The organism is Escherichia coli, assembly GCF_036503815.1.
Classification (GTDB): domain Bacteria; phylum Pseudomonadota; class Gammaproteobacteria; order Enterobacterales; family Enterobacteriaceae; genus Escherichia; species Escherichia coli_F.
Genome location: NZ_AP027764.1, coordinates 4,631,781 through 4,645,967, shown reverse-complemented (window position 1 = coordinate 4,645,967; position 14,187 = coordinate 4,631,781). Strand labels below are relative to the sequence as shown.

Below are 14,187 nucleotides of genomic sequence, written 5' to 3'. Positions count from 1 at the left end.
GTGATTATGGATCTCGCGTCATTACGCGCTCAACAAATCGAACTGGCTTCTTCTGTGATCCGTGAGGATCGACTTGATAAAGATCCGCCGGATCTGATCGCCGGAGCCGATGTCGGGTTTGAGCAGGGCGGAGAAGTGACGCGAGCGGCGATGGTGCTGCTGAAATACCCCTCTCTTGAGCTGGTGGAGTATAAAGTGGCACGTATCGCCACCACCATGCCTTACATTCCAGGTTTTCTTTCCTTCCGCGAATATCCTGCGCTGCTGGCCGCGTGGGAGATGCTGTCGCAAAAGCCGGATTTAGTGTTTGTCGATGGTCATGGGATCTCGCATCCGCGCCGTCTTGGCGTTGCCAGCCATTTTGGCTTATTAGTGGACGTACCGACCATTGGCGTAGCGAAAAAGCGGTTATGCGGTAAATTCGAGCCGCTCTCCAGCGAACCGGGCGCGCTGGCACCGTTGATGGATAAAGGCGAGCAGCTGGCCTGGGTCTGGCGCAGTAAAGCGCGCTGTAACCCGCTATTTATCGCAACTGGCCATCGTGTCAGCATGGATAGTGCGCTGGCCTGGGTACAACGCTGCATGAAAGGCTATCGTCTGCCGGAGCCAACGCGCTGGGCAGACGCGGTGGCTTCGGAACGTCCGGCGTTCGTGCGCTATACAGCAAATCAGCCCTAATTCAGGTAAACTGCGGATAATTTCCGTATTTGAGAACTCAACATGTTACAAAACCCAATTCATCTGCGTCTGGAGCGCCTGGAAAGCTGGCAGCACGTCACTTTCATGGCTTGCTTATGCGAACGCATGTACCCTAATTACGCCGTATTCTGTCAGCAAACTGGTTTTGGTGATGGGCAAATTTACCGCCGTATTCTCGATCTCATCTGGGAAACGCTGACCGTCAAAGACGCAAAAGTAAATTTCGACAGCCAACTGGAGAAATTTGAAGAAGCGATTCCTTCAGCCGACGATTTCGATCTGTACGGCGTTTATCCGGCAATCGATGCTTGCGTGGCGTTAAGTGAACTGGTCCATTCGCGTTTAAGTGGCGAAACGCTCGAACACGCGGTAGAAGTGAGTAAGACCTCCATCACGACCGTGGCGATGCTGGAAATGACTCAGGCTGGCCGTGAAATGAGCGATGAAGAGCTCAAAGAAAACCCAGCTGTAGAGCAAGAGTGGGACATTCAGTGGGAAATATTCCGACTTTTAGCTGAGTGCGAAGAACGCGATATCGAGCTGATAAAAGGCCTTAGGGCAGACCTGCGTGAGGCGGGCGAGAGCAATATTGGTATAATTTTTCAGCAATAAGACCAGAAAACGTGATTTAACGCCTGATTTGTCATACCTGGAGTCTTCCCTTTCGCCCCCCGTCTGGTCTACATTTGGGGGGCGAAAAAAAGTGGCTATCGGTGCGTGTATGCAGGAGAGTGCTATTCTGGCATTTCCGTCGCACTCGATGCTTAGCAAGCGATAAACACATTGTAAGGATAACTTATGAACAAGACTCAACTGATTGATGTAATTGCAGAGAAAGCAGAACTGTCCAAAACCCAGGCTAAAGCTGCTCTGGAGTCCACTCTGGCTGCAATTACTGAGTCTCTGAAAGAAGGCGATGCTGTACAACTGGTTGGTTTCGGTACCTTCAAAGTGAACCACCGCGCTGAGCGTACTGGCCGCAACCCGCAGACCGGTAAAGAAATCAAAATTGCCGCAGCTAACGTGCCGGCATTTGTTTCTGGCAAGGCACTGAAAGACGCAGTTAAGTAAGATTGCGTGGCAGTGAACAGTTTTAACGAAGGGGTGGTTTCACCCCTTTTGTCTTTCTGGCGTCGATCATTGATGCTGGCGGGCGCTCTGTTTCTAACTGCCTGTAGTCACAACTCTTCACTTCCTCCCTTTACCGCCAGTGGATTTGCTGAAGATCAGGGCGCGGTACGTATCTGGCGAAAAGACAGCGGCGATAATGTGCATCTGCTTGCCGTGTTTAGCCCGTGGCGCAGTGGCGATACCACGACGCGAGAGTATCGCTGGCAGGGCGATAACCTCACGCTCATCAATATCAATGTTTACAGCAAACCGCCGGTGAACATTCGCGCGCGTTTTGACGATCGCGGCGATCTGAGCTTTATGCAACGTGAATCCGATGGGGAAAAGCAGCAGCTTTCTAACGACCAAATCGATTTATACCGTTATCGAGCTGACCAGATCCGCCAGATTAGCGATGCCTTACGTCAGGGGAGAGTCGTGCTGCGCCAGGGGCGCTGGCATGCGATGGAACAGACCGTGACCACCTGCGAAGGGCAAACCATTAAACCTGATTTAGATTCGCAGGCGATAGCGCATATCGAGCGCCGCCAGAGCCGCTCTTCTGTTGATGTCAGCGTGGCATGGCTGGAAGCGCCCGAAGGTTCGCAATTACTGTTAGTGGCAAACTCTGATTTCTGTCGCTGGCAACCCAATGAGAAAACGTTCTGATTTACCAGTGGCCCATACCCATATGACCGCCACCACCGCAGCCGCCGTAACCCATTCCGGTACCGCGCGGAATACCCGCTTCAGCCATCGCAATATCTCGTTTCACCCGTAACTCATCTAACGACTGACGCAAATTCTCCATCTCTTTGGCGACCGCGTTAATTTTGCTGCTATCCGGTGGGTTCGCGGCTAACAGGGCATTGTATTCATAACGCTTCGTCACCAGTTGCTGTTGCAGTGCGCTGCTTTGAGCGTAAAAGTCATTATGGATTTTCTGCCACGCTGTCTGTTGTTCGCTGGTCAAAGGCGCGGCATTTTGCTGCCACATACCGTGTCCGCCGTGAGCAAATGCAGATGTCGATCCCACCGCCATTGCTGAAAGCGCCATCATCACCAGGGCAATTTTCGTGTTCCGTTTCATGGTTAATCCTCCAGTGGTTGTCTTACTTCGGGTATTGCATCTTTCGTGCCAACGGCGAAACGCTGATATGACGGGCAATATGACATGATAAACGAGTAAAAATGACTCGCCTGCTGTGTGTAGCGAGTCATTTTTACTCATTGAAACTTAAGCCTTTGTGTTAAAGCGCAGGGTAAGTGCTAATAAAAGATGGCATGATTTCTGCTGTCAAAAAGGGATGAACAGGCAAAGAAGAAGATGCGTTTTATGCAGCGATCAAAAGATGCCTTAGCAAAATGGTTAAGCGCGATCCTTCCCGTAGTCATTGTTGGACTGGTGGGGTTGTTTGCGGTGACCGTGATTCACGATTATGGGCGCGAGACTGCCGCCGCCAGACAAACTCTGCTGGAAAAAGGCAGTGTACTTATCCGCGCTCTCGAATCCGGCTCGCGCGTCAGTATGGGGATGCGCATGCATCATGCGCAGCAGCAGGCTTTACTGGAAGAAATGGCTGGGCAGCCAGGAGTGCGTTGGTTTGCGGTCACGGATGAACAAGGAACAATCGTGATGCATAGCAACTCCGGCATGGTGGGAAAACAGCTTTATTCCCCGCAGGAAATGCAGCAGTTACATCCGGGAGACGAAGAAGCGTGGCGGCGGATCGATAGCGCAGACGGCGAGCCTGTTCTGGAAATTTATCGCCAGTTTCAACCGATGTTTGCTGCTGGAATGCACCGGATGCGCCATATGCAGCAGTATGCCGCGACACCACAAGCAATTTTTATCGCTTTCGACGCCAGTAACATTGTGAGTGCCGAAGAGCGTGAGCAGAGAAACACCCTGATTATCCTCTTCGCCCTGGCGACGGTCTTGCTGGCAAGCGTGTTGTCATTCTTCTGGTATCGCCGCTATCTTCGCTCGCGCCAGCTGTTACAGGATGAAATGAAGCGCAAAGAGAAGCTGGTGGCGCTGGGACATCTGGCCGCAGGCGTCGCCCATGAAATCCGTAACCCGCTTTCCTCGATTAAAGGGCTGGCGAAATATTTTGCCGAACGCGCACCAGCAGGAGGAGAAGCACATCAATTGGCGCAGGTGATGGCGAAAGAAGCCGACCGTTTAAACCGCGTGGTAAGCGAGCTGCTGGAGCTGGTTAAGCCAACGCATCTGGCTTTGCAGGCGGTGGATCTCAACACGCTGATTAACCACTCATTACAACTAGTAAGCCAGGATGCAAACAGTAGGGAGATCCAATTACGCTTTACCGCCAACGACGCATTGCCGGAGATACAGGCCGATCCGGACCGACTGACTCAGGTCCTGTTGAATCTCTATCTCAATGCTATTCAGGCGATTGGTCAGCATGGCGTGATTAGCGTGACGGCCAACGAAAGCAGCGCAGGCGTTAAAATAAGCGTAACCGACAGCGGTAAGGGAATTGCGGCGGATCAGCTTGAAGCCATCTTCACCCCGTACTTCACCACCAAAGCCGAAGGCACCGGACTGGGGCTGGCGGTTGTGCATAATATTGTTGAACAACACGGTGGTACAATTCAGGTCGTAAGCCAGGAGGGGAAAGGTGCAACGTTCACCCTCTGGCTTCCGGTCAATATTACGCGTAAGGACCCACAAGGATGACGCACGATAATATCGATATTCTGGTGGTGGATGATGACATTAGCCACTGCACTATCTTGCAGGCATTGCTGCGCGGCTGGGGCTATAACGTCGCGCTGGCGAACAGCGGGCGACAGGCGCTGGAGCAAGTGCGGGAACAGGTTTTTGATCTTGTGCTTTGTGATGTGCGAATGGCAGAGATGGATGGCATCGCCACGCTGAAAGAGATCAAAGCGTTAAATCCGGCAATTCCGGTACTGATTATGACCGCGTACTCCAGCGTCGAGACGGCGGTAGAGGCGTTGAAAACCGGGGCGCTGGATTATCTCATCAAGCCGCTGGATTTCGATAACTTGCAGGCGACCCTGGAAAAGGCGCTTGCGCATACGCACAGTGTTGATGCTGAAACGCCTGCGGTGTCTGCCAGCCAGTTCGGTATGGTCGGTAAAAGCCCGGCGATGCAACACCTGCTCAGTGAAATCGCCCTCGTCGCGCCATCGGAAGCCACGGTGCTGATCCACGGCGATTCCGGCACCGGTAAAGAGCTGGTCGCCAGGGCGATTCACGCAAGTAGTGCACGGAGTGAAAAGCCGCTGGTAACGCTCAACTGTGCGGCACTCAACGAATCCTTACTGGAATCTGAATTGTTCGGTCACGAAAAAGGGGCGTTTACCGGAGCCGACAAACGGCGGGAAGGGCGCTTTGTTGAGGCGGACGGCGGCACGCTGTTTCTCGATGAAATTGGCGATATCTCGCCGATGATGCAGGTTCGTCTGCTGCGTGCGATTCAGGAGCGCGAAGTTCAGCGTGTCGGTAGCAATCAGACTATCTCGGTTGATGTCCGGCTGATTGCGGCGACTCATCGCGATCTTGCCGCTGAGGTAAAGGCCGGGCGTTTTCGTCAGGATCTCTACTATCGCCTGAATGTGGTGGCGATTGAAGTACCTTCGCTACGGCAACGGCGGGAAGATATTCCTCTGCTGGCTAACCATTTTCTGCAGCGGTTTGCCGAACGCAATCGCAAGGCGGTAAAAGGGTTTACTCCCCAGGCGATGGATCTGCTGATTCACTACGACTGGCCGGGAAATATTCGTGAACTGGAAAACGCGGTGGAACGGGCGGTGGTACTGCTGACCGGGGAATATATTTCCGAACGCGAGCTGCCGCTGGCGATTGCCAGTACGCCGATCCCGCTGGTGCAAAGTCAGGATATTCAGCCGCTGGTGGAAGTCGAAAAAGAAGTGATTCTGGCGGCGCTGGAGAAAACGGGCGGCAACAAAACCGAAGCCGCCCGTCAGTTAGGGATTACGCGCAAAACGCTATTGGCAAAACTGTCGCGTTAGTTCTTCTCGCGTTCGATGGCGCGCCAGCCGATATCCTTCCGGCAGAAGCAATCGTCCCAATGGATATTGGTCATTAAGGCATAAGCGCGTTTCTGCGCTTCTGCCACGGTATGACCCAGCGCGGTGACGCACAGTACGCGCCCGCCGCTGGTTACCACCTGCTCGTCATCCGCCAGTTTAGTGCCCGCGTGGAACACTTTGCCGTCAGACACTTCTTCCAGCGGCAGGCCGTGGATCACATCGCCGGTGCGGTAATCGCCCGGATATCCACCCGCAGCCATCACCACGCCGAGAGAAGCGCGTTCATCCCACTCGGACGTTTTCTCGTCAAGCGTACCTTCACAGGCCGCCAGGCAAAGCTCAACCAGATCGGACTTCATGCGTAGCATAATCGGCTGGGTTTCCGGATCGCCAAAGCGGCAGTTAAATTCGATAACCTTCGGATTACCCTGTTTGTCGATCATCAGGCCCGCATAGAGAAAACCGGTGTAGGTGTTGCCTTCCGCCGCCATACCTTTCACGGTTGGCCAAATGATACGTTCCATGGTGCGCTGATGAACCTCATCGGTCACCACTGGTGCAGGGGAGTAAGCCCCCATCCCGCCGGTGTTCGGTCCGGTATCTTTATCACCTACGCGTTTGTGGTCCTGACTGGTGGCCATCGGCAGCACATGCTCGCCGTCCACCATCACGATAAAGCTCGCTTCTTCGCCATCGAGGAACTCTTCGATAACGATGCGATGACCCGCGTCGCCAAAAGCGTTGCCTGCCAGCATGTCGTGAACGGCCGCTTCGGCTTCTTCCAGCGTCATCGCTACGATAACGCCTTTCCCGGCAGCCAGACCGTCCGCTTTAATGACGATTGGCGCGCCTTTCTCACGCAGATACGCCAGTGCAGGTTCTACCTCGGTGAAGTTCTGGTATTCCGCCGTAGGGATCTTATGGCGGGCCAGGAAATCCTTGGTAAACGCTTTCGAGCCTTCAAGTTGCGCGGCACCTGCGGTTGGGCCGAAGATTTTCAGCCCGGCGGCGCGGAAAGTATCGACCACGCCTTTCACCAGCGGTGCTTCCGGGCCGACGATGGTCAGGTCTACCTTTTCATTTTGCGCGAAATCCAACAGTGCCGGGATATCGGTCACGCCGATAGCGACGTTTTGCAGCGCAGGTTCCAGCGCAGTGCCTGCGTTACCCGGAGCAACAAAAACAGTTTCAACCAGCGGCGACTGTGCCGCTTTCCATGCCAGCGCATGCTCGCGCCCGCCATTACCAATCACTAATACTTTCATCTGTCGCTCCATTAATGGCGGAAGTGGCGCATGTCGGTGAAGAGCATCGCAATACCGTGCTCGTCGGCGGCGGAAATCACTTCGTCATCACGGATAGAACCGCCAGGCTGGATTACGCAGGTCACGCCCGCAGCGGCCGCGGCATCAATACCGTCGCGGAACGGGAAGAATGCGTCAGAAGCCATTGACGAACCTTTCACTTCCAGGCCTTCATCGGCAGCTTTAATACCGGCGATTTTCGCGGAGTACACGCGGCTCATCTGGCCTGCGCCAATACCGATGGTCATATTGTTTTTGGCGTAGACAATGGCGTTAGATTTCACGAACTTCGCCACCTTCCAGCAGAATAGCGCATCACGCAGCTCCTGTTCGGTCGGCTGACGTTTGGTGACGACGCGCAGTTCTTCTGCACCAACCATCCCCAGGTCACGATCCTGAACCAGCAGACCGCCGTTCACGCGTTTGAAATCAAGGCCTGGAACACGCTCGGCCCACTGACCACATGTCAGGACACGTACGTTCTGTTTAGCGGCGGTGATTTTCAACGCTTCTTCGCTGGCGGACGGCGCAATAATCACTTCGACAAACTGACGAGAAATGATGGCCTGTGCGGTTTCAGCATCCAGCTCGCGGTTAAAGGCGATAATGCCGCCGAACGCCGAGGTGGGGTCGGTTTTATACGCGCGATCGTAAGCATCAAGAATGGAATTGCCGATAGCCACGCCGCAAGGGTTGGCGTGCTTCACAATCACACATGCTGGCTCGGCGAACTCTTTCACGCACTCCAGCGCCGCATCGGTATCGGCGATGTTGTTATAAGAGAGGGCTTTACCCTGAACCTGGGTTGCGGTGGCAACGGAGGCTTCTTTCACATTCTCTTCTATATAGAAGGCAGCCTGCTGGTGGCTGTTCTCGCCGTAGCGCATATCCTGCTTCTTAATGAAGTTCAGGTTCAGCGTACGCGGGAAGCGACCGGCGGCCTCTTTGCTTTCACCGTGATAAGCCGGAACCATGCTGCCGAAGTAGTTGGCAATCATGCTGTCGTAGGCGGCGGTATGTTCAAAGGCTTTGATAGCGAGATCGAAACGGGTTGCAAGCGTCAGCGATCCTTCGTTGGCATCCATCTCTTTAATAATGGCGTCGTAGTCGCTGCTCTTCACCACGATTGCGACATCTTTATGGTTCTTGGCGGCGGAGCGCACCATCGTTGGACCACCGATATCGATGTTCTCAACCGCATCTTCCAGAGAGCAACCTTCACGGGCCACGGTCTGGGCGAACGGATAGAGGTTAACAACCACCATATCGATAGGTTGGATCTGATGTTCTTCCATAACGGCATCGTCCTGGCCGCGACGGCCCAGAATGCCACCATGCACTTTCGGATGCAGGGTCTTCACGCGTCCATCCATCATCTCCGGGAAACCGGTGTAATCGGAAACTTCGGTTACCGGCAGACCCTTTTCTGCTAACAGACGGGCAGTGCCCCCTGTAGACAGCAGCTCCACACCGCGTGCGGAAAGTGCCTGGGCGAATTCGACGATACCGGCTTTGTCAGAAACACTGAGCAGAGCGCGGCGGACTGGACGACGTTGTTGCATGGTAAATCCCCTGGATTTGACTATTACAGAGAGCGTTAGCTGAATTTTTCGCGAAAAACTCAGCTAACGCCCCTAACGGGGCATCCTTATTTTTCGCCCGCATTGTAACGAAAACGTTTGCGCAACGCTCGCGAATTTTTCTCTTTCAAGGGTGATCACAATTTTGACAGTGTTTACCGTGGGAAAAATACAGAAATTACGTTGATGATTGTGGATAACTCTGTGCGTAAAAAGGTATAAAGCGGGGTTTTGCTGGGGAATGCAGCAGTCAGTCATTTTTCTGCAATTTTTCTATTGCGGCCTGCGGAGAACTCCCTATAATGCGCCTCCATCGACACGGCGGATGTGAATCACTTCACACAAACAGCCGGTTCGGTTGAAGAGAAAAATCCTGAAATTCAGGGTTGACTCTGAAAGAGGAAAGCGTAATATACGCCACCTCGCGACAGTGAGCTGAAAGCCGCGTCGCAACTGCTCTTTAACAATTTATCAGACAATCTGTGTGGGCACTCGAAGATACGGATTCTTAACGTCACAAGACGAAAATGAATACCAAGTCTCAAGAGTGAACACGTAATTCATTACGAAGTTTAATTCTTTGAGCATCAAACTTTTAAATTGAAGAGTTTGATCATGGCTCAGATTGAACGCTGGCGGCAGGCCTAACACATGCAAGTCGAACGGTAACAGGAATCAGCTTGCTGATTCGCTGACGAGTGGCGGACGGGTGAGTAATGTCTGGGAAACTGCCTGATGGAGGGGGATAACTACTGGAAACGGTAGCTAATACCGCATAACGTCGCAAGACCAAAGAGGGGGACCTTCGGGCCTCTTGCCATCGGATGTGCCCAGATGGGATTAGCTAGTAGGTGGGGTAACGGCTCACCTAGGCGACGATCCCTAGCTGGTCTGAGAGGATGACCAGCCACACTGGAACTGAGACACGGTCCAGACTCCTACGGGAGGCAGCAGTGGGGAATATTGCACAATGGGCGCAAGCCTGATGCAGCCATGCCGCGTGTATGAAGAAGGCCTTCGGGTTGTAAAGTACTTTCAGCGGGGAGGAAGGGAGTAAAGTTAATACCTTTGCTCATTGACGTTACCCGCAGAAGAAGCACCGGCTAACTCCGTGCCAGCAGCCGCGGTAATACGGAGGGTGCAAGCGTTAATCGGAATTACTGGGCGTAAAGCGCACGCAGGCGGTTTGTTAAGTCAGATGTGAAATCCCCGGGCTCAACCTGGGAACTGCATCTGATACTGGCAAGCTTGAGTCTCGTAGAGGGGGGTAGAATTCCAGGTGTAGCGGTGAAATGCGTAGAGATCTGGAGGAATACCGGTGGCGAAGGCGGCCCCCTGGACGAAGACTGACGCTCAGGTGCGAAAGCGTGGGGAGCAAACAGGATTAGATACCCTGGTAGTCCACGCCGTAAACGATGTCGACTTGGAGGTTGTGCCCTTGAGGCGTGGCTTCCGGAGCTAACGCGTTAAGTCGACCGCCTGGGGAGTACGGCCGCAAGGTTAAAACTCAAATGAATTGACGGGGGCCCGCACAAGCGGTGGAGCATGTGGTTTAATTCGATGCAACGCGAAGAACCTTACCTGGTCTTGACATCCACGGAAGTTTTCAGAGATGAGAATGTGCCTTCGGGAACCGTGAGACAGGTGCTGCATGGCTGTCGTCAGCTCGTGTTGTGAAATGTTGGGTTAAGTCCCGCAACGAGCGCAACCCTTATCCTTTGTTGCCAGCGGTCCGGCCGGGAACTCAAAGGAGACTGCCAGTGATAAACTGGAGGAAGGTGGGGATGACGTCAAGTCATCATGGCCCTTACGACCAGGGCTACACACGTGCTACAATGGCGCATACAAAGAGAAGCGACCTCGCGAGAGCAAGCGGACCTCATAAAGTGCGTCGTAGTCCGGATTGGAGTCTGCAACTCGACTCCATGAAGTCGGAATCGCTAGTAATCGTGGATCAGAATGCCACGGTGAATACGTTCCCGGGCCTTGTACACACCGCCCGTCACACCATGGGAGTGGGTTGCAAAAGAAGTAGGTAGCTTAACCTTCGGGAGGGCGCTTACCACTTTGTGATTCATGACTGGGGTGAAGTCGTAACAAGGTAACCGTAGGGGAACCTGCGGTTGGATCACCTCCTTACCTTAAAGAACTGTACTTTGCAGTGCTCACACAGATTGTCTGATAGAAAGTGAAAAGCAAGGCGTCTTGCGAAGCAGACTGATACGTCCCCTTCGTCTAGAGGCCCAGGACACCGCCCTTTCACGGCGGTAACAGGGGTTCGAATCCCCTAGGGGACGCCACTTGCTGGTTTGTGAGTGAAAGTCACCTGCCTTAATATCTCAAAACTCATCTTCGGGTGACGTTTGAGATATTTGCTCTTTAAAAATCTGGATCAAGCTGAAAATTGAAACACTGAACAACGAGAGTTGTTCGTGAGTCTCTCAAATTTTCGCAACACGATGATGAATCGCAAGAAACATCTTCGGGTTGTGAGGTTAAGCGACTAAGCGTACACGGTGGATGCCCTGGCAGTCAGAGGCGATGAAGGACGTGCTAATCTGCGATAAGCGTCGGTAAGGTGATATGAACCGTTATAACCGGCGATTTCCGAATGGGGAAACCCAGTGCAATTCGTTGCACTATCATTACGTGAATACATAGCGTAATGAAGCGAACCGGGGGAACTGAAACATCTAAGTACCCCGAGGAAAAGAAATCAACCGAGATTCCCCCAGTAGCGGCGAGCGAACGGGGAGGAGCCCAGAGCCTGAATCAGTGTGTGTGTTAGTGGAAGCGTCTGGAAAGGCGCGCGATACAGGGTGACAGCCCCGTACACAAAAATGCACATGCTGTGAGCTCGATGAGTAGGGCGGGACACGTGGTATCCTGTCTGAATATGGGGGGACCATCCTCCAAGGCTAAATACTCCTGACTGACCGATAGTGAACCAGTACCGTGAGGGAAAGGCGAAAAGAACCCCGGCGAGGGGAGTGAAAAAGAACCTGAAACCGTGTACGTACAAGCAGTGGGAGCACGCTTCGGCGTGTGACTGCGTACCTTTTGTATAATGGGTCAGCGACTTATATTCTGTAGCAAGGTTAACCGAATAGGGGAGCCGAAGGGAAACCGAGTCTTAACTGGGCGTTAAGTTGCAGGGTATAGACCCGAAACCCGGTGATCTAGCCATGGGCAGGTTGAAGGTTGGGTAACACTAACTGGAGGACCGAACCGACTAATGTTGAAAAATTAGCGGATGACTTGTGGCTGGGGGTGAAAGGCCAATCAAACCGGGAGATAGCTGGTTCTCCCCGAAAGCTATTTAGGTAGCGCCTCGTGAATTCATCTCCGGGGGTAGAGCACTGTTTCGGCAAGGGGGTCATCCCGACTTACCAACCCGATGCAAACTGCGAATACCGGAGAATGTTATCACGGGAGACACACGGCGGGTGCTAACGTCCGTCGTGAAGAGGGAAACAACCCAGACCGCCAGCTAAGGTCCCAAAGTCATGGTTAAGTGGGAAACGATGTGGGAAGGCCCAGACAGCCAGGATGTTGGCTTAGAAGCAGCCATCATTTAAAGAAAGCGTAATAGCTCACTGGTCGAGTCGGCCTGCGCGGAAGATGTAACGGGGCTAAACCATGCACCGAAGCTGCGGCAGCGACACTATGTGTTGTTGGGTAGGGGAGCGTTCTGTAAGCCTGTGAAGGTGTGCTGTGAGGTATGCTGGAGGTATCAGAAGTGCGAATGCTGACATAAGTAACGATAAAGCGGGTGAAAAGCCCGCTCGCCGGAAGACCAAGGGTTCCTGTCCAACGTTAATCGGGGCAGGGTGAGTCGACCCCTAAGGCGAGGCCGAAAGGCGTAGTCGATGGGAAACAGGTTAATATTCCTGTACTTGGTGTTACTGCGAAGGGGGGACGGAGAAGGCTATGTTGGCCGGGCGACGGTTGTCCCGGTTTAAGCGTGTAGGCTGGTTTTCCAGGCAAATCCGGAAAATCAAGGCTGAGGCGTGATGACGAGGCACTACGGTGCTGAAGCAACAAATGCCCTGCTTCCAGGAAAAGCCTCTAAGCATCAGGTAACATCAAATCGTACCCCAAACCGACACAGGTGGTCAGGTAGAGAATACCAAGGCGCTTGAGAGAACTCGGGTGAAGGAACTAGGCAAAATGGTGCCGTAACTTCGGGAGAAGGCACGCTGATATGTAGGTGAAGCGACTTGCTCGTGGAGCTGAAATCAGTCGAAGATACCAGCTGGCTGCAACTGTTTATTAAAAACACAGCACTGTGCAAACACGAAAGTGGACGTATACGGTGTGACGCCTGCCCGGTGCCGGAAGGTTAATTGATGGGGTTAGCGGTAACGCGAAGCTCTTGATCGAAGCCCCGGTAAACGGCGGCCGTAACTATAACGGTCCTAAGGTAGCGAAATTCCTTGTCGGGTAAGTTCCGACCTGCACGAATGGCGTAATGATGGCCAGGCTGTCTCCACCCGAGACTCAGTGAAATTGAACTCGCTGTGAAGATGCAGTGTACCCGCGGCAAGACGGAAAGACCCCGTGAACCTTTACTATAGCTTGACACTGAACATTGAGCCTTGATGTGTAGGATAGGTGGGAGGCTTTGAAGTGTGGACGCCAGTCTGCATGGAGCCGACCTTGAAATACCACCCTTTAATGTTTGATGTTCTAACGTTGGCCCGTAATCCGGGTTGCGGACAGTGTCTGGTGGGTAGTTTGACTGGGGCGGTCTCCTCCTAAAGAGTAACGGAGGAGCACGAAGGTTGGCTAATCCTGGTCGGACATCAGGAGGTTAGTGCAATGGCATAAGCCAGCTTGACTGCGAGCGTGACGGCGCGAGCAGGTGCGAAAGCAGGTCATAGTGATCCGGTGGTTCTGAATGGAAGGGCCATCGCTCAACGGATAAAAGGTACTCCGGGGATAACAGGCTGATACCGCCCAAGAGTTCATATCGACGGCGGTGTTTGGCACCTCGATGTCGGCTCATCACATCCTGGGGCTGAAGTAGGTCCCAAGGGTATGGCTGTTCGCCATTTAAAGTGGTACGCGAGCTGGGTTTAGAACGTCGTGAGACAGTTCGGTCCCTATCTGCCGTGGGCGCTGGAGAACTGAGGGGGGCTGCTCCTAGTACGAGAGGACCGGAGTGGACGCATCACTGGTGTTCGGGTTGTCATGCCAATGGCACTGCCCGGTAGCTAAATGCGGAAGAGATAAGTGCTGAAAGCATCTAAGCACGAAACTTGCCCCGAGATGAGTTCTCCCTGACCCTTTAAGGGTCCTGAAGGAACGTTGAAGACGACGACGTTGATAGGCCGGGTGTGTAAGCGCAGCGATGCGTTGAGCTAACCGGTACTAATGAACCGTGAGGCTTAACCTTACAACGCCGAAGGTGTTTTGGCGGAAGAGACATCGACAAGTAAGCTTGA

Annotated in this window: 9 protein-coding genes, 1 tRNA gene and 2 rRNA genes; 9 read left to right on the top strand and 3 right to left on the bottom strand. The window is 53.4% G+C overall.

The genetic code is table 11. From position 1 onward, the window contains the following. Positions 1-6 precede the first annotated feature (6 nt). The 4 genes from nfi to yjaH all read left to right on the top strand — a co-directional run bounded on the left by nfi (position 7) and on the right by yjaH (position 2,478). A complete protein-coding gene (gene nfi / locus AABJ99_RS22210; RefSeq protein WP_000362384.1) occupies positions 7-678 on the top strand; it encodes a deoxyribonuclease V in 672 nt (223 codons plus the stop codon). 42 nt (positions 679-720) lie between these two features. Continuing rightward, complete coding sequence (gene yjaG / locus AABJ99_RS22205) at positions 721-1,311, top strand: YjaG family protein (RefSeq protein WP_000941119.1); 591 nt, start codon at positions 721-723, stop codon at positions 1,309-1,311. A gap of 186 nt (positions 1,312-1,497) precedes the next feature. Further along, positions 1,498-1,770 (top strand): nucleoid-associated protein HU-alpha, encoded by a 273-nt coding sequence (gene hupA, locus AABJ99_RS22200; protein WP_001044513.1) that lies wholly within the window; start codon positions 1,498-1,500, stop codon positions 1,768-1,770. A 12-nt stretch (positions 1,771-1,782) separates the two neighbouring features. Continuing rightward, positions 1,783-2,478: a DUF1481 domain-containing protein gene (gene yjaH, locus AABJ99_RS22195; protein WP_001300651.1), complete on the top strand. Its 696-nt coding sequence runs from the start codon at positions 1,783-1,785 to the stop codon at positions 2,476-2,478. A 1-nt stretch (position 2,479) separates the two neighbouring features. Here the strand turns inward: yjaH and zraP are convergent, their stop codons facing one another. After that, on the bottom strand, positions 2,480-2,899 hold the full coding sequence (zraP, locus tag AABJ99_RS22190; protein ID WP_039021943.1) for a zinc resistance sensor/chaperone ZraP: 420 nt from the start codon (positions 2,897-2,899) through the stop codon (positions 2,480-2,482). 237 nt (positions 2,900-3,136) lie between these two features. Between zraP and zraS the strand changes: the two genes are divergently transcribed. Together zraS and zraR are read left to right on the top strand one after the other, a co-directional pair. After that, entirely contained in the window at positions 3,137-4,513 is a 1,377-nt protein-coding gene (gene zraS / locus AABJ99_RS22185) for a two-component system sensor histidine kinase ZraS (RefSeq protein ID WP_039021942.1), read from the top strand. After that, positions 4,510-5,835: a sigma-54-dependent response regulator transcription factor ZraR gene (gene zraR / locus AABJ99_RS22180; RefSeq protein WP_032303887.1), complete on the top strand. Its 1,326-nt coding sequence runs from the start codon at positions 4,510-4,512 to the stop codon at positions 5,833-5,835. Before zraS ends, zraR begins: the two co-directional genes overlap by 4 nt. Here the strand turns inward: zraR and purD are convergent. After that, positions 5,832-7,121 carry a phosphoribosylamine--glycine ligase gene (gene purD, locus AABJ99_RS22175; protein WP_039021941.1) on the bottom strand — a complete coding sequence of 430 codons (1,290 nt, stop codon included), beginning with the start codon at positions 7,119-7,121 and terminating at the stop codon, positions 5,832-5,834. The two genes, zraR and purD, sit on opposite strands and share 4 nt — an antisense overlap. Before the next feature lie 11 nt (positions 7,122-7,132). Then, on the bottom strand, positions 7,133-8,722 hold the full coding sequence (purH, locus tag AABJ99_RS22170) for a bifunctional phosphoribosylaminoimidazolecarboxamide formyltransferase/IMP cyclohydrolase (RefSeq protein WP_039021940.1): 1,590 nt from the start codon (positions 8,720-8,722) through the stop codon (positions 7,133-7,135). A 615-nt stretch (positions 8,723-9,337) separates the two neighbouring features. Between purH and AABJ99_RS22165 the strand changes: the two genes are divergently transcribed. From AABJ99_RS22165 to AABJ99_RS22155, 3 genes are all read left to right on the top strand, one after another. Beyond that, positions 9,338-10,879, top strand: a 16S ribosomal RNA gene (locus AABJ99_RS22165). Between the two features lie 85 nt (positions 10,880-10,964). After that, positions 10,965-11,040: transfer RNA gene (locus AABJ99_RS22160), tRNA-Glu, on the top strand. Between the two features lie 193 nt (positions 11,041-11,233). Next, positions 11,234-14,138, top strand: a 23S ribosomal RNA gene (locus AABJ99_RS22155). Together the 16S and 23S rRNA genes with 1 tRNA gene alongside form the textbook arrangement of a ribosomal RNA operon. The last annotated feature ends 49 nt before the right edge of the window (positions 14,139-14,187 follow it).

What these genes read in the sequence shown, in the direction of transcription:
- nfi (WP_000362384.1), top strand. Translation starts at nt 7, where the DNA reads ATGGATCTCGCGTCATTACGCGCTCAACAAATCGAACTGGCTTCTTCT.
- yjaG (WP_000941119.1), top strand. Translation starts at nt 721, where the DNA reads ATGTTACAAAACCCAATTCATCTGCGTCTGGAGCGCCTGGAAAGCTGG.
- hupA (WP_001044513.1), top strand. Translation starts at nt 1,498, where the DNA reads ATGAACAAGACTCAACTGATTGATGTAATTGCAGAGAAAGCAGAACTG.
- zraP (WP_039021943.1), bottom strand. Translation starts at nt 2,899, where the DNA reads ATGAAACGGAACACGAAAATTGCCCTGGTGATGATGGCGCTTTCAGCA.
- zraS (WP_039021942.1), top strand. Translation starts at nt 3,137, where the DNA reads ATGCGTTTTATGCAGCGATCAAAAGATGCCTTAGCAAAATGGTTAAGC.
- zraR (WP_032303887.1), top strand. Translation starts at nt 4,510, where the DNA reads ATGACGCACGATAATATCGATATTCTGGTGGTGGATGATGACATTAGC.
- purD (WP_039021941.1), bottom strand. Translation starts at nt 7,121, where the DNA reads ATGAAAGTATTAGTGATTGGTAATGGCGGGCGCGAGCATGCGCTGGCA.
- purH (WP_039021940.1), bottom strand. Translation starts at nt 8,722, where the DNA reads ATGCAACAACGTCGTCCAGTCCGCCGCGCTCTGCTCAGTGTTTCTGAC.